21 protein-coding genes are annotated in these 25,065 nt (G+C 54.8%); 20 read left to right on the forward strand and 1 reads right to left on the reverse strand.

The genetic code is table 11. The features are described 5' to 3' along the window. The gene (locus tag RIB44_05790; GenBank protein MEQ8616086.1) at positions 1-1,413 is read left to right on the forward strand and encodes an undecaprenyl-phosphate glucose phosphotransferase; all 1,413 of its coding nucleotides are present in this window, start codon (positions 1-3) and stop codon (positions 1,411-1,413) included. 56 nt (positions 1,414-1,469) lie between these two features. Then, a complete protein-coding gene (locus RIB44_05795) occupies positions 1,470-1,607 on the forward strand; it encodes a hypothetical protein (protein ID MEQ8616087.1) in 138 nt (45 codons plus the stop codon). A gap of 6 nt (positions 1,608-1,613) precedes the next feature. Here the strand turns inward: RIB44_05795 and RIB44_05800 are convergent, their stop codons facing one another. Continuing rightward, entirely contained in the window at positions 1,614-2,498 is an 885-nt protein-coding gene (locus RIB44_05800; protein MEQ8616088.1) for a GGDEF domain-containing protein, read from the reverse strand. A 645-nt stretch (positions 2,499-3,143) separates the two neighbouring features. Here RIB44_05800 and RIB44_05805 point away from each other — a divergent pair. The 18 genes from RIB44_05805 (at position 3,144) to RIB44_05890 (ending at position 24,833) form a co-directional block, all read left to right on the forward strand. Then, positions 3,144-4,241, forward strand: a complete 1,098-nt coding sequence (locus RIB44_05805) for a sugar transferase (protein MEQ8616089.1) — start codon at positions 3,144-3,146, stop codon at positions 4,239-4,241. Positions 4,242-4,296: 55 nt separating this feature from the next. Continuing rightward, positions 4,297-5,670, forward strand: coding sequence for a glycosyltransferase (locus RIB44_05810; protein MEQ8616090.1), 1,374 nt, complete (start codon positions 4,297-4,299; stop codon positions 5,668-5,670). A 68-nt stretch (positions 5,671-5,738) separates the two neighbouring features. Next, a complete protein-coding gene (locus tag RIB44_05815) occupies positions 5,739-7,316 on the forward strand; it encodes a Wzz/FepE/Etk N-terminal domain-containing protein (GenBank protein MEQ8616091.1) in 1,578 nt (525 codons plus the stop codon). Between the two features lie 315 nt (positions 7,317-7,631). Then, positions 7,632-8,372, forward strand: a complete 741-nt coding sequence (locus RIB44_05820; GenBank protein ID MEQ8616092.1) for a hypothetical protein — start codon at positions 7,632-7,634, stop codon at positions 8,370-8,372. An 88-nt stretch (positions 8,373-8,460) separates the two neighbouring features. After that, the gene (locus tag RIB44_05825; GenBank protein MEQ8616093.1) at positions 8,461-9,867 is read left to right on the forward strand and encodes a hypothetical protein; all 1,407 of its coding nucleotides are present in this window, start codon (positions 8,461-8,463) and stop codon (positions 9,865-9,867) included. A gap of 18 nt (positions 9,868-9,885) precedes the next feature. Then, positions 9,886-11,325: an O-antigen ligase family protein gene (locus tag RIB44_05830; protein MEQ8616094.1), complete on the forward strand. Its 1,440-nt coding sequence runs from the start codon at positions 9,886-9,888 to the stop codon at positions 11,323-11,325. A 28-nt stretch (positions 11,326-11,353) separates the two neighbouring features. Then, the gene (locus RIB44_05835; protein ID MEQ8616095.1) at positions 11,354-12,412 is read left to right on the forward strand and encodes a glycosyltransferase family A protein; all 1,059 of its coding nucleotides are present in this window, start codon (positions 11,354-11,356) and stop codon (positions 12,410-12,412) included. Beyond that, entirely contained in the window at positions 12,409-13,686 is a 1,278-nt protein-coding gene (locus RIB44_05840; GenBank protein MEQ8616096.1) for a glycosyltransferase, read from the forward strand. Before RIB44_05835 ends, RIB44_05840 begins: the two co-directional genes overlap by 4 nt. A gap of 51 nt (positions 13,687-13,737) precedes the next feature. Continuing rightward, positions 13,738-14,817, forward strand: a complete 1,080-nt coding sequence (locus tag RIB44_05845) for an NAD-dependent epimerase/dehydratase family protein (protein ID MEQ8616097.1) — start codon at positions 13,738-13,740, stop codon at positions 14,815-14,817. Then, entirely contained in the window at positions 14,814-15,620 is an 807-nt protein-coding gene (locus RIB44_05850) for a WecB/TagA/CpsF family glycosyltransferase (protein ID MEQ8616098.1), read from the forward strand. The genes RIB44_05845 and RIB44_05850 overlap by 4 nt, the downstream gene beginning before the upstream one ends. A gap of 2 nt (positions 15,621-15,622) precedes the next feature. Further along, on the forward strand, positions 15,623-16,411 hold the full coding sequence (locus tag RIB44_05855) for a glycosyltransferase family 2 protein (GenBank protein ID MEQ8616099.1): 789 nt from the start codon (positions 15,623-15,625) through the stop codon (positions 16,409-16,411). Positions 16,412-16,473: 62 nt separating this feature from the next. Next, the gene (locus tag RIB44_05860) at positions 16,474-17,706 is read left to right on the forward strand and encodes a DegT/DnrJ/EryC1/StrS family aminotransferase (GenBank protein ID MEQ8616100.1); all 1,233 of its coding nucleotides are present in this window, start codon (positions 16,474-16,476) and stop codon (positions 17,704-17,706) included. A 181-nt stretch (positions 17,707-17,887) separates the two neighbouring features. Beyond that, the gene (locus RIB44_05865) at positions 17,888-18,907 is read left to right on the forward strand and encodes a Gfo/Idh/MocA family oxidoreductase (protein ID MEQ8616101.1); all 1,020 of its coding nucleotides are present in this window, start codon (positions 17,888-17,890) and stop codon (positions 18,905-18,907) included. Between the two features lie 14 nt (positions 18,908-18,921). Beyond that, entirely contained in the window at positions 18,922-19,566 is a 645-nt protein-coding gene (locus tag RIB44_05870) for an acyltransferase (protein ID MEQ8616102.1), read from the forward strand. Next, a complete protein-coding gene (locus RIB44_05875; GenBank protein MEQ8616103.1) occupies positions 19,566-20,984 on the forward strand; it encodes an NAD(P)/FAD-dependent oxidoreductase in 1,419 nt (472 codons plus the stop codon). The genes RIB44_05870 and RIB44_05875 overlap by 1 nt, the downstream gene beginning before the upstream one ends. Positions 20,985-21,097: 113 nt before the next feature. Next, positions 21,098-22,093 carry a polysaccharide deacetylase family protein gene (locus tag RIB44_05880; GenBank protein MEQ8616104.1) on the forward strand — a complete coding sequence of 332 codons (996 nt, stop codon included), beginning with the start codon at positions 21,098-21,100 and terminating at the stop codon, positions 22,091-22,093. Further along, positions 22,090-23,232, forward strand: coding sequence for a sulfotransferase (locus RIB44_05885; protein MEQ8616105.1), 1,143 nt, complete (start codon positions 22,090-22,092; stop codon positions 23,230-23,232). The genes RIB44_05880 and RIB44_05885 overlap by 4 nt, the downstream gene beginning before the upstream one ends. Beyond that, complete coding sequence (locus RIB44_05890; GenBank protein MEQ8616106.1) at positions 23,229-24,833, forward strand: glycosyltransferase family 39 protein; 1,605 nt, start codon at positions 23,229-23,231, stop codon at positions 24,831-24,833. The genes RIB44_05885 and RIB44_05890 overlap by 4 nt, the downstream gene beginning before the upstream one ends. Positions 24,834-25,065 lie beyond the last annotated feature (232 nt).

The raw sequence follows: 25,065 nt of genomic DNA on the forward strand, positions 1-25,065 counted from the left end.
GTGTTCAGCTCCAACCAATTCCAAGTCCGCCAGCATCGTTCGCTCGTCGACGTCGCGTATCGTTTGCTTGATGCAGCAGCGATCTTCGCAGCGACCTTCGCGGCTACGCGATACTCTGAGTTGGAGCCCGTTGATGGCCTGTTGGTCGTTGGTGCCACCACATGGCTGCTCCACATGGTGGCGGTCGAGATCAGCGGGCTCTACCGGAATTGGCGTGGAGCGCGACTGACCAACGAGTTGTGGTGCGTGCTGATCAACTGGCTTTACCTAGCACCGGCGGTGCTAGGAGTCGGTCTGCTCACGCGATACAACGTCGACTTCAGCTATCAGACTAAAGTCGTCTGGCTCGTTCTCACGCCGATCGTCATGGCCAGCGGACGCGTGCTGCTACGATTGGTGCTTCGCAACTTGCGTCGCCGAGGATTGAATACCCGTCGCTTCGCTATCTGCGGCGTGAACAAGCTGGGTGTTCAACTCGCGACGAACATCAATAACTCACCGGAACTTGGACTTGATTTCGCTGGCTACTACGACGATCGCCCCGAAAGCCGCACTGCTGATCAACTTGATGAGGCCCGACAACACCGGGGCGACTTGAGCGAACTGGTCAATGCGGCTCGCGGAGGTGAGATTGATATCATCTTTATCACCTTTCCGATGCGTGCCGAAGACCGCATTCGCCAATATCTTGATCGACTCGGTGACACGACGGCGAGCGTGTACATCGTGCCAGACTTCTTTGTCTTCCAGATGTTACACGCGCGTTGGAGTCAAATCGATGGCTTGCCGGTAGTCAGTGTCTTCGAGACGCCGATCACGGGGATTGATGGTGTGATTAAACGGGGATTCGACCTCGTTGCGGCGAGCATCCTCCTCGTGCTGCTGGCAGTGCCGATGCTGGCTGTCGCGCTAATGGTGAAGCTCTCCTCGCCAGGCCCGATCTTCTTCCGTCAAAAACGATACGGTCTAAGCGGCGAAGAAATCTACGTCTGGAAATTCCGCAGCATGCGTGTCCATGAAGAGCATGACACAGTGACCCAAGCCACGAAGGGCGATAGTCGGATCACTTCCGTTGGAGAAGTCATCCGCCAGACCTCACTTGATGAACTGCCCCAGTTATTCAACGTGATCGAAGGTAGCATGTCGTTAGTCGGACCGCGGCCTCATGCGACGGCTCATAACGAACAGTACCGATCGCTCATCGACGGCTACATGCTCCGGCACAAAGTGAAGCCGGGGATCACTGGTCTGGCCCAAGTGAATGGCTGGCGCGGTGAGACCGAAACGCTCGAAAAAATGCAGAAACGTGTTGAGTTCGACCACCGATACATTCGCGAGTGGTCGCTGTGGATGGACATCAAGATCTTGGTAAAGACCGCACTGGTCGTCCTGAAACAAGAAAACGCCTACTAGGGAAAGACATTCATGAGCCGAGAGGCGTAAGCCCTCGGCTAATCGTGGCAAGAATCATGAAGCCCGAAGACTCACTCTCCGACGATCTCCCTTTGCACTGGCAAGCTTTTCTCGTCGTGGCTTGCCTATGCCACGCCATTGCGACCGTACTAGCCAGCGATCTCGTCCATCAGTCGGGTGGCGACTGGTGGTAGCCAGAGCTACCGAGGCAAACGCTTGCTGGCGTACATCGCACGGTCGGCTTCCTGAATCAGATCAGCCAACGAAATCGTCTTCACATTGGCAATTGCCGCCCCGATTGCCACACTTACCTGAACTGAATTGTACTCGAGTTGAATCGGATGCTCGGTGACACGCTGGAGACGTTCGACAATTGGCTTCGTTGCTTCGAGTGTGCTGATTTTCGGAAGAAGGAAGACAAACTCGTCTCCACCGTAACGGACAACAAGATCACCAGCGCGGACCGTCTGCTGCCAGCGGCTTGCAATCTCCTGTAGTACGGAATCTCCGGCAGCATGCCCGTGGGCGTCGTTAATCGCCTTGAATCCATTAAGATCAGCGAACAAGACGGCGTGTGTCTCTTGTCGAAGGCGCTGGAACTCTTGAGCAAGGGCTGCCCTATCCGGCAACCCCGTTAATGGATCCGTTGAGTACGAGGAGTCGATCGCTGATCCGTCGCAGAAGGTCGCCAGGATGTAACCTTCTGCCGCAGGGGATGCTGCACGACTTACTTCCTCACTGGGTGAGCTGTGCAACACGCCGAACCCAAAGATCGGTCGTAAGCAGATAGATAGGTTCGGCTTGTCGCCTCCCCCCGTCGCGATGTGAAACGCGGTGTTGCTGGTGGTTTCCGATTGAATGGAGGCTAGGCAGTTCTGGTAGGCCTGTTGGGCCTGCTCTTCTGGGAACAGCAGGCAGAATTCATAGTTCACTGCCTCGTGTGGGTCGAAGTTCAGCCTCTGAGCTGCCCCACTATTTAGCCCAAGAAGCCGGCCTGAGAGGGCCTCGAAGAGACAGTAGCCTTGAGAAAGCCCCTCTTGCGTCAGATGCGCCTTCATAGGGTCAGTTCTGGACTCGAGTGGCATTGTAAACTCTTGCTGCGTAATTGGTTAGGTTGTTGAAGCGGGACAGTGCTTGGCGATGAGGTCCAGAAATGTGCAACTTGTACTCAAAAAGCGTAGCTGCCCCCTATCATTTTGCTGTGCGTTACAACCTCTAAAACCGCCAATTCTTCTAGAAAGCGTTCGACCAAAGTGAAACCCGTATTATAATCGCACTTTGCCTCAGTGGGCAAAATACTCCCCAGAGGGCGATGCACCTTTCGAATTTCTGACGCAGCTGCTGCACGCTGCGAACGGAGTCGTTGCAGACAGGGCCACCCAAGTGTTGGCTGTGTTTCTGAGACGAGAAGGCGCTCACCTCTTGTGCAGTCCCTCCACCCCCAGCCATTTCGCAGACAAGATTCCCTCGATCATCTCTTCTTCATCATTGAAGAGGGAAATGGTTTGGGATGAAACCAATGGTAGGTCATGAATTCCAAAAGTGTGAATTCGCCTGTTGGGGGGCTATGTAACTAAAGGTCGTAGAACCGGCCCGACCCATTCGCAATAGATTAGGCGAGAGATCGGACTGTTTCCTACGGACGGCAAGTTTTCACCAGGCCTAGACACGACGCAGTTGCCAGACGACAGACGCAAGAAGCAAGACCCCTCTCTGATATAAGCACCACAATGAAAACGCCAAACCAGGCACTGAAATTCCACAATCGGATTCTGCGTCGCCGACGTAAAGCCGATGTTTTCTTACTTAATGAAGCCGATTTCCGTTTTGCCGCTGACTGCGAACGCATGCGTGTTGATCGTAACCGTTCCGTGCTCTCGCTGCTATTAATCCGGCTTCCGAAGAAACGTTCCGCCGAAAAGGACATCGCGTTCCTCGCGCGAATTTTAGAAGGGCGTTTACGGATCACTGACACGCCCGGCCTGTACGACGACGATTGCGTCGGAGTGCTTCTGCCAGACACGCCGGCGGAAGGGGCTTGGAAAGTAGCTGAGGATGTCAGTGAAGTTTATCCCCCTGGCCCAGACCGCCCTGAGTGTCAGGTATTAACGTACCCTGATCAGCATCCGCCCCGAAAAGAAGAAATCGGGGATGATGAGGGCGCCGCCGTCGGGGTGCGTGAGACAAGGTTAGCCGATGAAGAAACCTCTGATTGGTTCTTCTCCGTAGCGACCCCACTTTGGAAACGGGCAATCGACGTTACCGGTGCCACGGTTGGTTTGATGCTGACGGCTCCGTTGATTTTGACTGCGGCAGCGGCAATTAAGGCGACCTCAAAGGGGCCCGTTTTCTTCCTGCAGGAGCGTGAAGGTCGCGGCGGAAAGCGTTTTAAGATCTTGAAACTCCGTACCATGCGCACCGACGCGGAGAAGAAAAAAGCCGACCTTCGCCCGCTCAGTCAGCAGGATGGCCCAGCCTTCAAGCTACGACGCGACCCCAGGACGACCAGGGTCGGGCGCTTTCTGCGCTGGACCAGCATGGACGAGCTTCCCCAATTCTGGAATGTGCTCCGCGGAGAAATGTCGCTTGTCGGTCCACGCCCCCTGCCAGTCGATGAGTCGCAGGCGTGCCTTGGCTGGCAGCGTAGGCGATTGAGCGTCGCTCCAGGAATGACCTGCACCTGGCAAGTTAGTGCTCGCGGTAATGTCATGTTTGATGATTGGGTGCGAATGGATTTGAACTATGCCGACAAAAAGTCACTGCTCAAGGACGCCAAGCTCATTGTCATGACGCTCCCCTCGTTGCTCTTGAATAAAGGCATGCGATAGGGGAGTCGGAGCACATGAAGAGTCATTATCGAGTGAAAACGATTTACCATAAGCCATGAACGATCGTGATACGACAACTAGCGAAGCTCGCCGTGCGTTGCTGCTGACGTATCACTACGATCATGCTGCCACGATGGAGTCGCGTTTGAGTTGGCGGCGCGCGCAGCATGCGGCTGAGCAATTCGACACGACGGTGGTTTGTGCTTTCGGAGACAAGCAAGAGCCATCTCTGGAGACAAGTGCTGCAGAATCGCAGGTGCGATTCATTGCCATTCCACACAATCGCTTGGAACAGATGGTAATGCGACTGCCGTGGGGCTTCTATCTGGCCTATCGTCTCTGGCACCGCCGGGTTCTCAAGCGGGTTTCGCAGCTTCACCGTGAGCAGCCGTTCGATTTGGTCCATCACGTCAGTTTCTGTGGTTATCGCGAGCCCAGCGACGGGTGGCGGCTGGATGCACCGTTCGTTTGGGGTCCAATTGGCGGAACACACAACTTTCCCACACGGTTTTTGACGCAACTCAATTTTCTTGGAGCCGTCCGCGAGCTTTCGCGCAACACACTCAACTCATGGCAACTTCGTCGTAGTCGGCTGGTCAAGAATGCTATGCGTTCAGCAGAAGTGGTTGCTGTGGCGTCTGAAAGTGCTAAAGAGGCTCTGAGTGGTCTGGCTGAACGGACTCCGCAAGTACTGCTCGAGACCGGGATTGATCCAATCAAGTCGGAGCGAAAACTGCGCCATCTGAACCAGCCACTCAAGATACTTTGGTCTGGCCGATTGCAATGCTGGAAGGCTCTGCCGTTATTGCTTCGTGCAATGGCACAGCTTCCTAGTTCGTGCCGAGTCCAGCTGCGGGTCATGGGTGAAGGCCCATGCGAGACCTCGTGGAAGAAACTAGCGAAGAAGCTGGGAATCGAGGATCAGATCGAGTGGATCGGTTGGCCTAGCTACGACTGGCAACTTCCTCAGTATGAGTGGGCCGATTGCTTTGCATTCACCAGCCTGCGCGACACATCAGGAACAGGGCTCCTTGAAGCCCTTGCTGCGGGTGCTCCAATCATCGGAGTGAACCACCAGGGAGCCGCTGATATTCTGACAGAGCAGTGTGCCATTCCAGTCTCGGTCGAAGCACCGAAACAGGCAATCGCAGGTTTTCGCGAGGCAATCGTTCAGCTCGCCAGAGAACCTGAAACCTTGCTTAGCCTAAGCCGCGGTGCTGCGGCTCGCGCCCAGGCGTTCTCCTGGCAAAAGCAACGCGAGGCAATGAACGGGCTTTATGAGGAAGCCCTTCTAGAGGCTCGATCTCCGGTAACAGCTGAATCAGAAAGTTACGCCTCAGGTGCCGAGCCAGGCGATACACAGGCGGCGGATTCCGCTGAGAACTTTAAGCAACAATCGGTCGCTAGACAGCCGGTCCTAAGTAGTTGAAGACATAATCAATTAAAGGAAACTCCCTAATGGGAGCACTCGTCACAGGATAGTTCATCGAGGTAGTCATGGCACAATCATTCACCAAAGGCGGTCTACGTCAGATCGTCGAAACGCTTTTTCGACATAAGAAAAAGGCTTGCACGCTTGCGCTCGTCGCTCTAGCCGTTGGGACGCTTGCTGTTTTCTTCTATCCCCGTAAATATCGGTCGGAGGCGAAGGTCTTTTTGCAGGTCGGTCGTGAAACCGTTGGCATCGACCCAACCGCAACGACCGGGCAGACGATGTCGCTAATGCAGAATGGTCGTGATGAGGAGATCCAAAGCGCGAAAGATGTGATTAGCAGCCGCGGTCTCATCGAAAAGGTTGTTGATCGTGTTAGCCCTGATCTCGTCCTTGGGAAACTTGCCGTTGGCGATGCAAAACCAAACCCGATTACCGAGTGGATGAAGGGGTTACTTGGTTCTGCGCTCGAAACTGCTCAGTCAATCGACCCCGTTTCTACTCGCGAGAGGGCTGTCATCAAAGTTGAGAAGAACCTAGAGGTCGATGCCGAGCGTAGTTCAACGGTCTTGGTGATGACCTACGATGCAAAGACACCTGAGCTTGCACAAACGATTCTTGATGAGGTTGTTGAGGTCTACAAGGAGGAGCACCTCAGGATCCATCGCAACCAAAAGTCGAGCCAGTTCTTTGACGAGCAGAACGAGATTCTGCGTGAACGACTCGTTAAAGCGGAGCAGAGACTGCGCGATGCGAAAAGCGAGCTTGGATTGGCTTCTGTCGAATCGCGAGCGACCACTCTTGAAGGCCAAATCCGCAATATCGATCAGGATCGCTACGCAACGGAGCAGGAACTGGCGACCTCGCGAGCTAGAATGGCTGACTTGACCAACCAGCTCGAAGAAACGCCTGAGCGACTTGTCTCTTCCAAGACAAGTAAGCCCAACGAGGGGGCCGACCTGTTGCGTGATCAGCTCTATCAGCTTCAAGTCAAGAAAATCGACTTAGAGGCTCGTTACAGCGAAGAACACCCGCTGGTGAAGGCAATCAACGATCAAGTCAAACAGGCCGAAGCGATCGTCAACAAGCAGGAGGCGAGTCGCGAAGAGACGATCGATGACGTGAATCCCATTCATCGCCAGTTGCTGCTCGACTACAAGCAGCAGCAGGCAGCCGTCGCGGGATTCGAGTCACGATTGGAAAAGCTCTCGAACCAGCGAGAGCAACTTCGCAAGCAGTTGGTAAAACTCAACGCGGATGAGATACGGCTGGCAGAACTGTCACGCGAAGTGCAGATTGCCAACAGCAAAGTCTTTCAATACGAGGACAAATTCGAGCAAGCTCGATTCGACAAAGAGCTGGAGAGCGAAAAGGTATCCAACGTCAGCATCGTGCAAGATGCCACCCTGGCCGAAAAGCCGATTAGCCCTTCGAAGGTTCTGATCGGTCTGGCAACGATTCTTTTTAGCACGGCGGCACCGCTCGCCCTTGCCCTGGGGCTCGAACGCTCCGACGATCGCTTAAGACAGGAGTCTGACATCGAAGAACTGCTGGACCTGCCTGTGTTGGCATCGGTCCCAGAGTCGTCACTCCATAGCCGTCTGTTGCCAACCACTGGAGTGGTCAGCGGCACGGATTATTGACATTTATTACTAGCCCCGGGATTTATCCCGGGAGATTTGTTTCCATCAAATATCGGTCGAGAAAAAGGGATAACAATGATCGGAGTATTGCCGAGACCGAAATATTCCGTGGACTGTTTCGACCTCGGCAACGATCGTCGGCAAAACTGCTACATAGCTCGGTCGAGAACCAGAGGCATGCACTGGACCCCGGGATAAATCCCGGGGCTATTAAGCGTACTGCTTCAACCAAGCTTTAGCCTAAAACAGATACCAGGATTTATACGTGACTGCATGACGAACGTCGTCACAACTTCTTTAGCGAGTAAAAATATCATGGCCGAACAACTATATGGTGGCTCAACGACAATGGAGACGAACGAAGAGCCGATCACCCGCAACGAATCCGCGCTAAGTTCACAGCTTGCTGCAGAAGTTCCGCATCGTCGTGGTTCCGAAGTTTACGACGCAGCACTCATGCGACTTCGCGTACGAATGAACTCAGACGACGGCATGGGCTACGCGCTAGGATTGACCAGTTGCGAGCGAGGCTCGGGAGTCAGCACGTTCGCAGCCAACCTGGCAATCCGTGCCGCCGACTTACAGCTTGGCCCCGTGTTGCTGGTGGATGCCCATCCGGGGAGAAGTACCGTTGCCTCAGCGTTTGGTGTTGAGGCGGGGCCCGGCTTGGGCGAAGTCCTCTCGGGGCGGGCGCCTTTGGAAAACGGCATCCAGCAATCGGCAGTTGCAGGATTGGACCTCATGACGCTCGGTGGAAAAGGATTGCTTGAGCGAGCCAGCGTTGAAACGGAGCGAATTGGGAATCTCATCAAGCAGTTGCGTGCTGAGTACCCGATTATCTTGTTCGACTTCCCAGATGCGCAGCACATGATGCACACGTTGTTGCTCGGGCAGTTGATGGACGGGTTACTCCTAGTTGTGCGTTCAGAAAGAGTCCGCAGCCGACGGGCCGTTGATTCACTCCGCCAACTTCGCTCCGACGGCATGAATGTCATCGGTTCGGTCATGACACGACGCCGTAGCTACTTGCCTACATGGGTCGATCGTCGGCTGTAGTCCAGAGTGCAGGATGATTTTATGGCTGTAGGGGTGCAGCCTGTTTGGGGAATCGCAGAGTTACAAAGCAAAGAGTCAGGCTGTTTTCTTGTCCGCTACCGTAAAAACACCGCCGAAGACGGCGTCGTCTCTGACGAGCGATCTTGCTGCGCCCCCAGCGATTGATGTAGCTCACGACGAACCTGTCCAGCCCGCCGAAGAATCACGCCGTTTCTGGCAACGCGTTTCCTTGGGGGTGGCTGCACTGCCGATGCTGGCGCTGATTGATCAGGGCATTGTCAGTGGCGGAAACTTCCTCACCTCGGCCATCATCGGTAACGCCTGCTCGGAAGCCGACTTGGGAATCTATGGCAAAGGAATGACGATCGTCGTCATGCTCATCAGCTTGCCGATGGCTCTCATTTGGACTCCCTACAATGTCTACAGTTCAGACATGTCAAAACGGCGTCATGCCGGTTATCAGGCGAGTTCCTTAGTGCACTTGCTGCTGATCGTTGCGGTCGCTGCTGCGTCACTTTGCACGGTCGCACTGTTTTCAGCCTCTCAAATCAGTGCGCTCCTCTTTGCACTTGCCGGGGCTGCCGGTTTTCTCTTGGTCAGGGAGCACGCTCGGCGTCTCAGTTTTGCTCGGATGGATATGGCGTCCGCCATCAAGCTAGACGTGCTTGTAACCGCGCTGCATCTGACGTTACTAGGAACTGCTGCGTGGATGGGATGGTTGACCGGTGCTCGTGCATTCCTCGTGATTGGTTTGGCTTGCTTGCTCGGTATCGCGGTGATGTCACATCAGTGGTTGCCGCAGGCTTGGCCGCGTCGTCGCGGAGTGAAGCTCGACTTTCTCCGGAATTGGAATATGTCGAAATATGTATTCGCAGGAGCGGTGATGTTCACCTGCAGCAACGGAGCCTATCCGTGGGTGCTTGGTTACTTTGAGGGAGATGCCGCCGTGGGACGGCTTACAGCGGCTGCTGGAGCTATTTTCCTGGCGAATCCCTTGCTTATCGCTGCGACGAACTACTTCGGCCCTTCGATGGTTCGCACGAAACAGCGTGCTGGTGTTGCCGGCGTGTATCGAACCTCGCTGCAATGCATGGGTGGCATCGCGGTTTTGATGCTTGGCTTCTGTGGTGCCATGTATTTCTTCGGCGGCTGGTTTGTTGAGAGTGTCTACAGCGATAAATACGCAGGGCTTGGGGCTGTTGTTATGTCCTTGGCATTTGCCCAAGTTGCTACGGCGATGCTGATCCCGCTTCGCAGCGGATTGTTTGCCTTGGATCAAGGTCATTTAATGCTGCGGGGCGGCGTACTGCGATTGCTCTGCCTCGCAACGATCGGCATCTACGCTGTGAGAACTTGGGGACCCGTGGGCGTAGGCATCGGGATGCTCAGCGGTGACATGGCCGCTCTGCTGATGAAGACCTATTACCTTCGCAAGCTCGTTGCTGAGCAGGCAGGGGAAATTGGCTCAAGCAGCGAAGGCTTCGCTTCCACTTAGAGAACTTCCAAAACAAAGATGCAATCTCGCTACTACAGCTCGAGCACTGAAAAGCCCCAGGATGGCAAGCCTGGCCGGCCCTGGCTGTTCATGGTGTTGCTTGCGGGGATTTTCTTCACGACTCATCCGCATCATCTCGATGAGAGCGTGCTGTTCAACTACAAAGCGGTCGCCGGCGACGGAAGTGAAGAGGACCGCGCGGACACCAACGCCACGGCAGTAGCGGCGGGCAGTCCTGAACGTCGCATCGGCTTGAGCCTGCTGGGGCTGGCAGCGATCGCGACGCTTGTCACCTTCGAAGGGCCGAAGCTACGCATCAACGGCACGCTTGGTGTGCTTTGCGTCTGCTTCCTGGCCCTTATGCTCTTGAGTCCGCTTTGGTCGCAGGTTACGTTTCTTGCGATCCGTCGGGTCGTTGCTGTCGGGCTCTTGGTCTTGGGGGCGATTGCCGTCGCCCGGCGGTTCAGCGTTGAAGACATCATGCTTCTCGTTGTTCTTGCGACCGGAAGCTTCCTTGCGATCGGCATTCTGGCTGAGATCTACTACGGAAACTTCCGCCCCTGGGTTGGCGGCTATCGTTTTGGCGGAACCTTGCATCCTAATCGCCAGGGGATGAACTGCGCGATGCTGGCCCTTTCCTCAATTGCTTACGCAACGCAGGTGCAACGGGGCAAGCAATTGCTTCTCGCCACGGCCGGCGCTGCGGTGTGCTGCCTGATCCTCACCGGCTCGCGAACCTCATTGGCGAGTGCTTGCTTCGGGTTCCTTGTCTTTTCGCTCCTTTGGTTTCCTTTGGCTGACACACTTCGGTATGTGACGATTGCTGCTACCTTTGGCGCTTTGATGCTTGGCATCGGTGCAATGGTGGCTGGAGATCGCCTCGACGAGGAAGTCTCGTCCGTTCTGCTGCTGGGCCGCGAATCCGACAAGTCAAGCGCTGGTTCCGGTTCGCTGACAGGTCGCATCCCGCTCTGGGAGGAGTGCGCCGGCCAGCTTGCCGAGCGACCCTGGCTTGGTTTTGGTTACAAGAGCTTCTGGACCCCGCAGCGAATCTTGAAAATCTCCCACCACCAAGGATGGAGCATCATGCAGGCCCACAACGGCTACTTGGAGATGGCTCTGAATGTTGGCCTGATTGGTGCAGGGTTGTTCATTGCAATCATCGTGCTGTCCATCAAACACGCCTTGGCCTTGTTTGCTGAAACCAAGTCCGTTGGGGCCGCCTACGCAGTGGCGGTGCTTTCATGGCTCGTGTTGAACACCTTGCTGGAGTCTTGGATCGACGAACCACTCTTGCCCTCGTTCGTTTCCCTCACCTTGATCGTTTCACTTGCATGTCTGGAACAGCCACTCTGGCAACGAAACGATCTCAAGCAGATTGCCGACGGCCAGGAACGCATACCTGCCAAGTTGACGGTTAGCACTCCTCGATTGTCGCGCCCTTCCCTTGTGAACTGAAAACTGACAACTGAACACTGAAAACTCGATGGACCCTTTGATCTCGATCCTCATGCCGACCTACAACCGGGCCGATTGGCTCGCGGAGGCTCTGCGCACCGCGATTGCGCAGGAGTCGCAGGGGAAGTTCGATTTCGAGGTCGTCGTGATCGACAACAACTCACCCGACCACACGCGGGAGACCATTGAGCGAATTGCCGCTGATTCTCCCGTCCCTGTGAAATACATCCATTCGATTCCTCCCGGCGATGCTCAGACCCGCAATGCCGGACTGCCGCACTGTGAAGGTGACTGGATCGCCTTCATGGACGATGACGAGTTGGCTGAGCCGACTTGGTTGTTGAACCTTTACGAGACGGCTACTAGAAACAACGCTCAACTCGTCGGCGGAGCGGTACTTCTTGACCTTCCTCAAGAAGAGGTTGAAAAGCTGAGCCTCGACGTTAGGCGATCGCTTCGCGAACGCAGTCCTGCAACTTGTGAAGGAATCGAACGGCCTTTTGTAGATCGTGAATACCCTGGTACCGACAACCTTTTCATTGCTCGCGAGGTGCTGGAGGCACTTGGAGAGTTCGATACCACGGTGATCAGCGGTTCAGCAGATTACGATTTCTCCGTGCGGGCACGCGAGGCTGGGTTCCGCTGTTGGTACTCGCCCGAGGCAATCGTTCGTCATCGAACCCCTGCAAACCGTCTCACCCAAGAGTTTATCGACTGGGACTCTTATCGCTCAGGCGTCATGCTTGCCTTTTACGACAATAAGTTTGGAGGTAAGTTCCAAGTTGCAAAGTGGCTCGCTGCACGGTGGGGGCAAGGGTTGCTCATAACACTCCCAAGATTCTTTAAAGCGAAGCTCACTGGAGATCAACAAACTTCGGATGACGTCCGCATCCGCTGGAAACGGCTCGCTGGTTTCACACGCAGTGCGCTGACGTTGCTTGCCCCGATATTCTTTTCAAGCCATTCGCTGCAGGAGCAAATCGACTTCGCCCGAGGTCGCGAGATCGGCAAGTCGAAGCACAAAGCTCCGAAGCCAAGCCAGGTTCAGCCTGAGAATCCGCCAGTTACTGAGGAGGTAACCGTATGAAGGTCCTCCAACTCTACAATCAGTACAGGAGCTTGCACGGTGGCGAAGAGACGGTCGTGCTGATGACGGATGAACTGATCAAGAAGTACGGCGGCCAGGCAAAGCTGCTGATGCGCTCCAGCCGAGGGTTGGACGAATCCTTCTGGGGCAAGGCCAAAGCCTTTGCCGGAGCGTTCTACAACAAGAGTGCCTATCGCGAAGTGAAGGCAGAACTCGCAGCGGACCGGCCCGATGTGGTCCACGTCCATAATCTTTACCCGCTGTTCTCCCCTTCGGTGCTTGTCGCTTGTAAAGAGGCAGGCGTACCTGTGGTGATGAGCAACCACAACTACGTACTGACCTGCCCGACGACTCATCATTTGCGTCGCGGCACGGTTTGCGAGAAGTGCTTTGGCGGCAAAGAGTATCATTGCGTGCTCACGAATTGTCGTGGCAACGTAGCGGAGAGCGTAGCGTACGCAGCGCGAAGCGCTTATGCCCGTCGCAAAGGCTTCTTCCGTGGCGGCGTCTCGCAGTATATTGTGCTGACGGAGTTCGCCAAGCGACAACTGCTGCGTGATGGTTACCACGAAGAGCAAATTCACGTCTTGCCGAACATGGTGGAACTCGACCACCAAAGCGTTGATGCTTCCCAAGGCGATTACGTTGCGTTCTCTGGACGGATGAGTCCCGAGAAAGGCGTTGAGACGCTTCTTGCAGCGGCCCGGATGTTACCCGAAGTTCCTTTTAGGCTAGCCGGCCACGGACCGTTGCTGGAAGATTTGAAAACCAATGCTCCCGAGAATTGTGAGTTCCTCGGCCAGCTCACCGCGGAGGAAATGAAAAGTTTCTATCGCGGCGCGCGGATGGTTGTGATCCCCAGCCATTGGTACGAAGGATGCCCCCTGGTGGTTTCAGAAACGATGAGCCACGGCGTGCCGTTGGTTGTCTCTCAAATTGGCGGCCTGCCCGACTTAATTGGCGAAGGGACCGAGGAGCCTTGCGGCAAAACCTTCCCGGTACGAGATGCCGCGCAACTGGCTGACCAGGTGAGTTCGCTGTGGGAGAGTCCAGAACTCTGCGGAGAACTGGGATCTGCCGGTCGTCGGAGGGCGCTCCGCGAGTACAGTGAGGAGACCTACTACCAGCGTCTCATGAGCGTCTACGAAGCGGCGATGGGCCGAACGGCTGGAGAACGCAAGCTGCCTACGAAAGAAACAGCAAAAACTGAGTCAACTCGCGAGGAAGTTTCTGAGCCAAAGGAATTGGTAGGAAGTGCACCTCGTACCGATTGATATTGCGTCTGATTGAGATCAGAAAACCCTTTTCAACAAAGAAGGAAGATTATGAGCGTAGCCATTGTCACCGGATCGGCAGGTTTGATTGGATCGGAAGCCTCGAAATACTTTGCCAATGCTGGCATGGATATTGTCGGAATCGACAATGACATGCGTGCCGAGTTTTTTGGCGAAGAAGCTTCAACTCGTTGGAATCGTGATCGTCTGAAGAACGAGCTGGGCGATCGCTACACGCACGAATCGATTGATATTCGTGATGAAGCTGCCATCGAGTCGCTGTTTAAGCGTTACGGAAACGACATCAAGTTAGTGGTCCACACAGCCGCTCAGCCCTCGCATGACTGGGCAGCGCGTGATCCGAAGAAGGACTTCACCGTCAATGCGAACGGCACCTTGAACCTCCTGCAGGCCGTACGCGAAATCTGCCCCGAGGCAGTATTCATCTTTACTTCGACAAACAAAGTCTACGGCGACACACCCAACCGCCTGCCTTTGATCGAACAGGAAACGCGGTGGGAAATCGACCCCTCCCATGAGTACGCCGGGGGTATCCCAGAAACAATGTCGATCGACCACACCATGCACAGCTTATTCGGCGCCTCAAAAGTAGCCGCGGATGTTTTGGTGCAAGAGTATGGTCGCTACTTCGACATGAGGACCGCGTGCTTCCGTGGCGGCTGCCTGACGGGGCCGAGTCACTCGGGCACCAAGCTCCATGGTTTTCTCGCCTATCTGATGAAGTGTGCCGTGACCGGCGATCACTACACCGTGTTTGGCTACAAGGGGAAGCAGGTCCGCGACAACATCCACAGTCACGATTTGATCCGTGCTTTCGATGCCTTCTACCAGAACCCGAAGTCGGCAGCCGTCTATAACCTTGGGGGTGGTCGTCATAGCAATTGCTCGATGCTCGAAGCGATCTCGCTCTGCGAAGAAATCGCGGGCCGCAAAATGCAGCATAGCTATGAGGAGCAGAACCGCGCCGGTGACCACATTTGGTGGATCAGCGACCTAACATGTTTCCAGACCGACTATCCCGACTACCAACTGAAGTACGACGTTCCAGAGATTCTCAAGCAGATCTATGAAGCGAATGTCGACCGCTGGATGGAGACCGCCGAAGCATGATCGATCAAGGGAAGCACAATGTTCTGGGAATCGATGTCAGCGCTGTCGACTACGACGGTGCGGTCGATCGCATCGTTGAGGCGGCACGCAACCGACAGCCATTGGCGGTTTCCGCCCTGGCGGTGCACGGCGTGATGACTGGGGTTTCCGATCCAGAGCATCGTTACCGCTTGAATCAGTTCGATTTGATTTGCCCGGATGGGCAGCCGGTTCGCTGGGCACTCAAGGGGCTGCATGGGGTCGGGCTCGCCGATCGGGTTTATGGCCCTCGCCTCATGCTAGAAACTTGCGAAGCAGCGGCTGAGAACGGCTTGCCAATCTTTCTGTTTGGTGGCAGCGAGGAACTGCTCGACAAGCTACAGACAGAGTTGCGGAAGAAGTTCCCTGAGTTGCAAATTGCTGGTCGCAGGGCTTCGAAGTTTCGCAAACTAGACTCCGTCGAGTGGGAAGAGCTGGTTGAAGAGGTCAACAACAGCGGTGCTTCGGTACTGTTTGTCGGCCTCGGCTGCCCTCGCCAGGAAGTGTTCACTTACGAGATCCGCGATGCGGTCTCCATGCCAACGTTAGCGGTTGGTGCTGCGTTCAACTTCCATGCCGGAGACCTACCACAGGCTCCTCCTCGAATGCAGCGGCTCGGCTTGGAATGGCTCTATCGCCTCATTCAGGAACCGCGTCGCCTGTGGCGTCGCTACTTACTGCTGAACCCCGCGTACGTCTCGTTGCTGGCACTGCAGAAGCTAGGAGTCTACAGCGTGCAGCGCGACAACCTCCAACCTCCCCAGAATCAGGTTTTGTACGGCTAAGTATGGCTCTCTCGGCAACCATCCCTGATAAATCTTCGAACGCGGCAGGTTCACATGCTGACGCGGCTGCAGAGTATGCAGTCTCGGTGGTGGTGCCGATCTATAACGAACGTGAGTGCCTCGATGCGATGTTGGAATCCCTCGTGGATCTCCAGGAAGAATGCGGCGAAGCCTACGACTTCGAGTTTCTACTTATCGACGACGGAAGTAGCGACGGCACGAGCCAGATGCTCAGCGAAAGAGCAGAGAGTCGTGCAAACTTTCGTGTCATCCATCACGAACAGAACCTAGGCATTGCCGCGGCGATCCAAACTGGAATTCACAATGCCAGCCGCGAGATCGTGGCCTCGATCGATGCGGATGGCTCCTACGACCCGAGCTTGCTTGGCTCCATGGTTCCGCTGCTAACCGAGGGGGTCGATGTCGTGACAGCCTCTCCGTACCACCCGGAAGGGGCGGTCGAAGGCGTTTCTGCCTGGCGGATTGGGCTCTCCAAAGTCGCTTCGCGGCTCTATCGAGTTGCTACAGGCCGGAAGCTCTTCTGCGCAACGAGCTGCTTCCGCATCTATCGCCGGTCGTCGGTGATCGACTGTCCGCCTAAGAATCGTGGATATGTGGGCGTGGCTGAATTATTGTGGAATGTTCAACATGCTGGCGGAGCCGTCGTTGAGCATCCGGCAACTTTGCGTGTGCGAACGGCCGGCCAATCGAAAATGAAAATCGCCAAGGCAGCCCGTGGGCATTTAAGGCTTATGGGCAGCATTGTGAAACAGAGGATGATGAAAAGGTAATCGTAACGAACCATTGATAGCTGCATTAACATCTATTTGATTTTGGAAGTAAAGGTAAACCCGTGGCAACTGATTTGAAGCAACCTGTGAAGAAGATGGATCTGCCTTCGGACCAAGACTACACCGGACGCGAGATGGGCGACGAGGAAATGCTCCTCTTGGGTGAAGCGATCGCCAGTGGAACGCTCACTAGCACCAAAGGCAAGTTCGTCAAAAAGCTTGAGGAACAGTTTGCCAAGTATGTCGGCATGGACAAGTGCTATGCCGTGAACTCGGGGACCGGCGGCCTGCACACAGCTATCGCCGCGATTGATCCCGAGCCGGGTGACGAGATCATCACGACTTCGATCACCGACATGGGGGGGCTGACGCCAATCATTTATCAGTCGGCGATCCCCGTCTTTGCTGACGTTGACCCTCTCACCTACAACGTCACGCCCGAGTCGATCGAGGCCGTGATTAGCGAGCGGACCAAGGCCATCATGGTCACGCATCTGTTCGGTAATCCCTGCCGAATGAATGAGATCATGGAAATCGCTCGCAGTCGCAATATCCCCGTGATCGAAGATTGTGCCCAAGCCTTTGGGGCAACCATCGATAGCAAGATGATTGGCACCTTCGGCGACATCGGTTGTTTTAGCCTCCAGCAGGGGAAGCATATCACCTCGGGTGAAGGCGGCCTGGTTGTTTCCAACGATGAAGCCCTGGCGCGACGGATGTACTTGTTCATCAACAAGGCGTGGGGTTATGGCGATCCGAAGCCAGATCATTACTTCTTGGCTCTGAACTATCGTATGAACGAGTTGACGGGAGCGGTCGCGCTAGCGCAATTGCAAAAACTGGCTGACTTTGTCGAACGACGCACAGCCATCGCTGCGGCAATGACCGAAGGTCTCGCTGACTTGCCAGGGGTTCATCCTCCGGCGGTTGACCCTGGCATGAAGCACACCTACTGGAAGTACTGCCTGCGGGTCGAAAGCGATAAGCTTGAAGGCGGACTCGATGAGCTCGCAAAGCGACTCAAGGATCGCGGTATTTTCTGCGGTCCTCGCTACATTCAAAAGCCGGCTTTCGAGTGCGAAGTGTTGCGAGATCAGCGTACTTTCGGGAACAGCCGATTCCCCTTCACGCTAGCCCGCCCTGAGGCGGTTGACTACAGCCGTGAAAAGTTCCCCGGGACTTATGAGGCGTTGGCGAATGTGTTGGTGCTGGCACTGAATGAGAAGTACGAGTCTCAGCACGTTGACTACGTCGTGCAAAACATCCGCGAAGTGACGCACGAAATCGCTTTGTAAAACTATTTCGTCGGGTATGCCGAGGCACGAGGCGTACTTGAAATATGGTCTAACAGTCGAAAGGTCGAAGTGTCAGAGAGTCTCAAATGGAGCCTTGTCTTCGACTCTTCGACCTTTCGACATTTTGACTCAGTTCTGGTATGCCTCGTGCCTCGGCATACCCTACAAGAAGGTTTCTCAGATGAGTGAAGCTCAAACCCCTGTCCGTTTCGGACTCGTCGGAGCAGGCGCGATTGCGCAGGCCTACGCTCAGGCGTTTGCCATTTCAGATCAGGTGAAACTGGTCGCGGTCGCCGATTGTCGGATCGAAGCTGCAGAAGCTCTGGCGGAAACTGCCGGAGCTGCATCTTTCCCAAGCGTTGAGACAATGGTCGAAGAGATGGATCTCGATGCGGTCATCGTTTCCACACCACCGGTAACGCACGATGAAGTCTGCAAGGTGCTTTTCAACCGCGGCATCAATGTGCTGTGCGAGAAGCCACTGGCCATCGATTCAGAAACTGCAGGCGAAATGGCGAAGCAGGCCCAAGAAGCTGGAGTCATTTTCACAATGGCTTCGAAGTTTCGATATGTCGCTGACGTTGCTCAAGCGAAGTCGATCATCGCCTCGGGAGTTCTCGGCGAGGTAGTGCTTTTTGAGAATGTATTTACCGGTCGCGTAGATATGACCCATCGCTGGAACTCCGATCCGACCATTTCCGGCGGTGGAGTACTGATTGATAACGGTACGCACTCCGTGGATATCACCCGGTACTTCCTAGGTGAGTTGACCGAGATTCAGGCCATGGAAGGTAACCGGATTCAAGAACTTCCCGTCGAGGATACCGCCAAGATGTTCGTCCGCGGCAAGAGCGGCGTCGTGGCGAGCATTGATCTCTCCTGGAGTGTCAGTAAAGAGTTGCCCTACTTTATTGCCGTCTACGGCAGTGCCGGCACGCTACTCGTCGGTTGGCAGGAGTCGAAGTACCGACGCAGCAGTGACAAAGAGTGGACTGTGTTCGGCAAGGGTTACCAGAAGGTTGCAGCTTTTCAGCGACAACTTGAAAACTTCGCTGGGGCCATTCGTGGTACGGAATCACTTCTCGTCGAACCAGCAGACGCCTTGGCATCGGTGAGTGTGATCGAAGCCGCCTACCGTTCGCTCGCTAAAGGTGACTGGGAGCCGATCGCGGAGTCCTCAGCAACACCGGTAACTGCCTAACTTCGATCTTCGGTATGTCAGACATTTCTCCATCGTTCGTTCACCCTACCGCGATTGTTGAGGATGGGGTGCGTCTTGGCAGTGGCACGAGCGTCTGGGACTCGGTGCATATTCGTCGAGACGCCGTTCTGGGCGACGAGTGCATCGTGGGCGGAAAGTCGACGATCGCCTACGAAGTGAAGATCGGCCATCGGGTGAAAATCAACTCGATGGTTTACATCTGCTACGGCGTCACGATAGAAGATGGGGTGATGATTTCAGCCGGTACGATTTTTACAAACGATGTTTTCCCTCGCGCAACGACCCCCGACCTCCAGCAGCTTCGCGGCTCTGACCCAGACGAAGAAACGCAAGAAACCCTGGTTGCCGAAGGTGCGACTATTGGTGCGGGCTGCATCATTGGGAGCAATCTACGCATCGGGAGATTTGCGATGGTTGGCATGGGGAGCGTGGTAACTCGTGACATTGAAGATTTCCATTTGGTCGTGGGCAACCCGGCCCGCTCGGTCGGGTGCGTTTGTCGTTGTGGTCAGCCGTTGCTGAAGTGGCCCGAGGGCGTTCCAAGCGGAGAAGTTGATTCTGTATGCGGAAAGTGCGCTCGGGAATATGTCATCATCGATGGCAAGGTCAGTGAGCAGCAGCCCAGCGGGGTGAGTTGATGTCAACCGACCAATCAAGAGATTTCCCAAGCAGAAAATGGGCAGTCATCGGCGGCGGCATGCTGGGCCTTACCACCGCTCGCGGCTTAGCCGAGGCAGGTCAGCAAGTCACCCTCTACGAATCCGCCCCCGAAATCGGCGGCTTAGCCGGTGCCTGGCAACTAGGCGATTGCACGTGGGACCGGCATTACCACGTGACTTTGCTTTCAGATCTTCGAATTAGAGCTTTGCTCGCGGAACTTGGCCTGGAAGAAGAGATGCGTTGGGTCGAAACAAAGACCGGCTTCTTCACCGACGGCAAGCTCTACTCGATGTCGAGTACCCCTGAGTTTTTGAAGTTTCCGCCGTTGCGTTTGATCGACAAACTACGACTTGGCGGCACGATCTTTATGGCTTCCAAGCGTAAGGATTGGCAAGCGTTAGAGAAAGTCCCAGTTGCCGATTGGCTTTCGAAGTGGTCGGGCCGACGCACCTTTGAGAAGATTTGGCTGCCACTGCTGAAAGCAAAGCTCGGTGAAACCTACCAGCGTTGCTCAGCCTCGTTCATTTGGGCAACGATTGCTCGCATGTATAAAGCACGGCAGAGTGGTCTAAAAAAGGAAATGTTCGGTTACGTCCCCGGAGGATACGCCAGAATCCTAGAACGTTTCGCGGCTTCGCTTGAGATGCGCAGCGTCGAGTTGCGAACAAGTTCCCCCATCAAGAGAATCACGACCGAAGGTGCTGCCAAGGTTCAAGTCGAAACCGAGGAAGGCATACAGGAGTATGATCGTGTCGTTTTGACAACGCCTTCATCGCTCATTCCAAAGCTGTGCCCGCAGCTATCGCATGAAGAGCAAGAACAGCACGAAGCAATCGAGTACCTGGGTATCCTTTGTCCTTCAGTCGTATTGAAGAAGCCGCTCGCCGAGTATTACGTAACCAACATTACCGACTCGGGCATTCCCTTTACAGCAGTCATCGAGATGACGACTCTGGTCGACACCGCGGAATTCGGCGGCAACTCGCTTGTTTACCTTCCACGCTACGCGGCGCACGACGACGAGGCCTGGGGATGGAGCGACGAACAGATCGAGGAGAAGTTTCTCTCGGCGCTTGATAAGATGTATCCTGATTTCAGTCGCGAAGATGTTCTGGCGTTTCGCGTTTCGCGAGCAAAACACGTCATGGCGTTACCAACACTTGAATACTCGACGAAGCTACCGCCCATGAAAACGAGCGTACCCAACGTCTTTGCCGTGAACTCAGCACACATCGTCAAAGGCACACTGAACGTCAACGAAGTCGTCGAACTCGCCGAAGCGGCACTCGAAGAAGTACTGCTGCCCTCGCTCAATCATGAACACCTATCAGCCGAGAATTCAACCTTCCCAAAGACCGAGAAGAACCGACACAAACCTGCATTAAGCCACGGATGACACGGATTCTATTCGGATGAAATGTAATACCCTACATACTCGATCCGTGAAATCCGTGTCATCCGTGGCAAAAAAACTAGAGTCACCACACCAGCAACTTTCTGAAACTGGACATGCCTAAACGTCTCGCCAGCCTCTCGCTCGACCTCGATAATAAGTGGTCGTATATGAAAACCCACGGCGACGCTGGTTGGGAAGCGTTTCCGTCGTATCTCGACGTCGTCGTGCCACGAGTGCTAAAGTTTCTAGAACAGAGGAACCTCAAGATCACCTTCTTCGTGGTCGGGCAAGATGCTGCTCTGCCAGAAAACACCAAGGCGTTGCGGTCGCTCGCCGATGCAGGGCACGAAATTGGAAATCACTCGTTTCACCACGAGCCATGGCTCCACCTCTATTCGCCAGAGCAGATTGAGGAAGAGTTACAACGGGCAGAAGAAGCGATCGAGGCAGCAACAGGGCAACGACCAACCGGTTTCCGCGGCCCCGGCTTTAGCTTCTCCCAGCAACTCCTGCAGACGCTCTCGAAGCGAGGTTACGAATATGACGGTTCGACGTTTCCCACCTTTCTCGGGCCACTCGCTCGCTTGTACTACTTCTTCACTTCAGATCTGACGCCTGAGGAGAAAGCTGACCGCAAGCAGCTCTTCGGAAAGTTCAGCGAGGGTTTCCGCTCGCTCAAACCTTATCGATGGCCCGGCATCCTGCCGGAATTGCTCGAGATTCCTGTCACGACGATGCCCCTGTTCAAGGTGCCCATCCACGTTAGTTACTTGCTTTACCTTGGGCAGTACTCGCAAGTCCTGGCGATGACGCATTTCCGCCTGGCACTACGACTTTGCCAACTAGCACGGGTTGAACCTTCGCTACTGTTGCATCCTTTGGATTTCATGGGGAAGGAAGACGATAGCGACTTGGCGTTCTTTCCCGCCATGGGGAGATCCGCCAAAGAGAAAATCGAACTGGTCGGTAAGGCGGTCGACCTGATGGCTTCGCGTTGGCAAGTCGTGACTATGCGTGATCATGCGCAGGCAATCCTTTCACGACAATCGTCGAACGTGACAAAGCATGCCTCGAAATTGTCGAACGCAACCGAGGCGGCTTCACCATGAGTGAGCAGCAAAGCAAGCCGTCGCAAGCCGATGAAAAAGGCCTTAGTTACGGCAATTTTGCCGATCCCATAGGTTTGGTCTGGCGAATGTTGATCGAGGGGGGCCGTATCGGTCGCTCGACGCTTGCCATTGAAGCACTTTCGAAAATCGTGACTCCGCTCGATTGGATGCTCTCAGGAAAAGAGCAACGCCTCCGCAAAGAGGCGGCCGCTTCCGATCTTCCAATTGTGCTGATCGTCGGACCGCCCCGCAGTGGAACGACACTCCTTTATCAGGTGCTCGCGAACCACTGGGAAGTGAGCTACTTCACCAATTGCAACGCCATGTTCCCGCGTAGTCCGGTGATGGCGGCGAAGCTCTTCGAGAAAAGTTTCGTTCCCCCAGCAAGCAAGAAACAGGGGACTAAGTACAATAGTCTTTATGGGAACACGGCGGGACTTCGAGGCCCCAACGACGGATTTCACATCTGGAATCAGTTCTTTGGCGAAGATCGCTATGACATTCCCGAACGGTTATCCGACGAGCTTCAAACAGAAATGCAACGGCTCTTTGCGGCTTGGTTAGAGATTACCAAGAGGCCGTTGCTGAACAAGAATAATCGCAATACCGTCTGTTGTGCGACGATCGCCAATGCGCTGCCCAACGCACGTTTTGTGATCGTCGAGCGTCGGCCTTGGTTTGTAGCACAGTCGTTGATCAAAGCACGGAAGTGGGTCCAGGGAAGTAAAAAGCTTGGCTGGGGGCTGGGTGCTGAGTCCGTCCAACAGGGGACCGACCACCTGGCCTATGTTGAAGCAGTTTGCAAACAAGTCGCCAACCATCAGAAACAGCTACATATTCAGATGCAAGCGATTCAGCCAGAGCGAGTTCTCTACACCACCTACGAGTCCTTCTGCTCAGATCCTGCAGAATTCGTTGAGCAAGCAATGGCTTGGTTGCCAGAGATAAGCATGCGTGACGGCCGTACCTTGGAATCGCTCTCACCTTTTAGGTGCTCAGATAAGTGGTCACTGCCGGCTGAAACGGTTGACCGCATCCAATCACTCCTGCCAGAGTCGATTGATGGAAAAGCTGAAGTCCCCAGACCACATTTCTCCCAAGCGACAGAAGTAGCGAGAAGGGAGCCTCCTCGCCCTTGATCGATCGTTCTAAGAACGCAGATTTTTCGGTGAATGGGAGTCTTCGAAATCTTCTAGCAATCAGCCTGGTTCTGATTGTCGCATTCGCATTACGCGCTTACCGGCTCGACCATCAAAGCTACAGCATGGATGAAGTGATCGAGCTTTCGATCGCGAGCTTGCCAATATCCGACATAGTCGTCGAGCCCGACGGCTTTCCGCCCTTGTATCACTTGGTGCTCAAGGCTTGGGTTACCGTATGGGGATCTGAACACGCCAGCCGCTGGTTGTCTGTCCTTGTCGGATGCTTGACTGTCTTCTTCACCTACCAACTAGGCAAACGAATCGCCAACTTCACCGTCGGCTTAGCCGCCGCCGCAACGCTTGCGGTTTCGCCACTGCACATCTATTTCTCACAAGAAACTAGAGCCTACGCGACCTACATTTCGCTTGTCTCGCTAGCCTTGTACCTCTTTTTTGCAGCCTGGAAATCAAACAAGCCGCTGTACTGGATCGGCTTTGGCGTGGCGATCACTGCATCGGTTTACACGCACTATTATTCCGCTCTGCTGGCGGCATTCTTAGGACTGGCGTTTCTCGCTAGTCGACCGCCCTTGAGAGACAAGGCAAGAGGCTTAGTGGCTCTGTCTCTGGCGGCATGTGCATGTGCGCCGGCCGTGCTCTTAATGCGTGGCGACCACAGCTTTCAGACGGAAGGATGCATGTACACGCCCTTCAACTGGCAAGGCTGGGGCTATACGGTCTTCACTTCCCTGGGGGGATTCTCTCTCGGACCTTCTCCTAGCGAGATGCACGCCGCAGAGCAGAGCGAAATCATCAGTCAATCGCTTCCTTGGATTGCCTTGTTAGGTATCGCGGCTGGATGGCTCGGTTGGCATGGTTTCCTGCGAATTCAGAAACTGCCCAAAGGCTGGACATTGATACTACTCGCCCTACTTGCTGCGCCAATGATCGGCATGATTGGAGAAACCGCAGGTGTCGGCTACAAGGTGCGATACGTCAGTTGGACGATTGTTCCGCTGAGTGTTTTGCTCGGGGCTGGTGCCGTCGCCGGTCTGAAGTTCTCTCGCGGTGCAGGGATCCTTGCCATTTCACTCTTCTTGAGTGTTCAGGCCTACGCGATCTATCAACGTCAACACGTCCCCCGTTACGCGAACGAAGATATTCGTGCTTTAGCCGCGACGCTTAACTCAGGCGATTACACTCCCGGCCCTGTGTTTGTCGTCTCCGACTATATGATTGGACCCGTGAAGTATTATCTCAACGGCACGCTGATCCATCAGGAAGATTCGGAGAAAGCTTGGCAGGTTTATGAGTTGCCCAAGTCCGAACAGGGTCGAGCGTCGTTCCTAGAGGACGAGGCCGTAGAGCGGGCTTTTGAGAGGATTAGCCAACGAGTGGCACAAGACGTCTTTTGGCTCATTTACACACGTAGCTATCACGGCGACCCCGAAGGACTCTTTCTGGAAGCATTTGAAGAGAGGTTTGAAGTGATCAACAGAATCGACTCTACTGGTGCATTACTAATACGCGCGAGAAGGACTAATCAACAAAGAGACGCGCAGTCAGCATTACATACAACGGGATCCGAAAAGAGATGAGTAAAACATGGTCGGATCGCTTTTTGGCGACAGGTGCATTCATGTGCGTCTTTAGCGCTTATCTCATTATTGGTCGAGGACCTGCTGCCAATAAATTGCAACTCGTCTTTCGAATGGGACTAGCCATACTTGGCCTGATCTTCGTAGCTGTCGGAAGGGTGCTGAAGGCAAGGCAAGACCACGAGGGCTGATTTATGAGCACGTAAGGCAAATCGAAACTTCTACTTCTTGA

This window comes from Lacipirellulaceae bacterium (assembly GCA_040218535.1).
Classification (GTDB): domain Bacteria; phylum Planctomycetota; class Planctomycetia; order Pirellulales; family Lacipirellulaceae; genus Adhaeretor.

What these genes read in the sequence shown, in the direction of transcription:
- RIB44_05855 (MEQ8616099.1), top strand. Translation starts at nt 15,623, where the DNA reads ATGGCTCTCTCGGCAACCATCCCTGATAAATCTTCGAACGCGGCAGGT.
- RIB44_05870 (MEQ8616102.1), top strand. Translation starts at nt 18,922, where the DNA reads ATGTCAGACATTTCTCCATCGTTCGTTCACCCTACCGCGATTGTTGAG.
- RIB44_05840 (MEQ8616096.1), top strand. Translation starts at nt 12,409, where the DNA reads ATGAAGGTCCTCCAACTCTACAATCAGTACAGGAGCTTGCACGGTGGC.
- RIB44_05875 (MEQ8616103.1), top strand. Translation starts at nt 19,566, where the DNA reads ATGTCAACCGACCAATCAAGAGATTTCCCAAGCAGAAAATGGGCAGTC.
- RIB44_05880 (MEQ8616104.1), top strand. Translation starts at nt 21,098, where the DNA reads ATGCCTAAACGTCTCGCCAGCCTCTCGCTCGACCTCGATAATAAGTGG.
- RIB44_05850 (MEQ8616098.1), top strand. Translation starts at nt 14,814, where the DNA reads ATGATCGATCAAGGGAAGCACAATGTTCTGGGAATCGATGTCAGCGCT.
- RIB44_05845 (MEQ8616097.1), top strand. Translation starts at nt 13,738, where the DNA reads ATGAGCGTAGCCATTGTCACCGGATCGGCAGGTTTGATTGGATCGGAA.
- RIB44_05815 (MEQ8616091.1), top strand. Translation starts at nt 5,739, where the DNA reads ATGGCACAATCATTCACCAAAGGCGGTCTACGTCAGATCGTCGAAACG.
- RIB44_05820 (MEQ8616092.1), top strand. Translation starts at nt 7,632, where the DNA reads ATGGCCGAACAACTATATGGTGGCTCAACGACAATGGAGACGAACGAA.
- RIB44_05810 (MEQ8616090.1), top strand. Translation starts at nt 4,297, where the DNA reads ATGAACGATCGTGATACGACAACTAGCGAAGCTCGCCGTGCGTTGCTG.
- RIB44_05805 (MEQ8616089.1), top strand. Translation starts at nt 3,144, where the DNA reads ATGAAAACGCCAAACCAGGCACTGAAATTCCACAATCGGATTCTGCGT.
- RIB44_05795 (MEQ8616087.1), top strand. Translation starts at nt 1,470, where the DNA reads ATGAAGCCCGAAGACTCACTCTCCGACGATCTCCCTTTGCACTGGCAA.
- RIB44_05865 (MEQ8616101.1), top strand. Translation starts at nt 17,888, where the DNA reads ATGAGTGAAGCTCAAACCCCTGTCCGTTTCGGACTCGTCGGAGCAGGC.
- RIB44_05800 (MEQ8616088.1), bottom strand. Translation starts at nt 2,498, where the DNA reads ATGCCACTCGAGTCCAGAACTGACCCTATGAAGGCGCATCTGACGCAA.
- RIB44_05830 (MEQ8616094.1), top strand. Translation starts at nt 9,886, where the DNA reads ATGCAATCTCGCTACTACAGCTCGAGCACTGAAAAGCCCCAGGATGGC.
- RIB44_05885 (MEQ8616105.1), top strand. Translation starts at nt 22,090, where the DNA reads ATGAGTGAGCAGCAAAGCAAGCCGTCGCAAGCCGATGAAAAAGGCCTT.
- RIB44_05835 (MEQ8616095.1), top strand. Translation starts at nt 11,354, where the DNA reads ATGGACCCTTTGATCTCGATCCTCATGCCGACCTACAACCGGGCCGAT.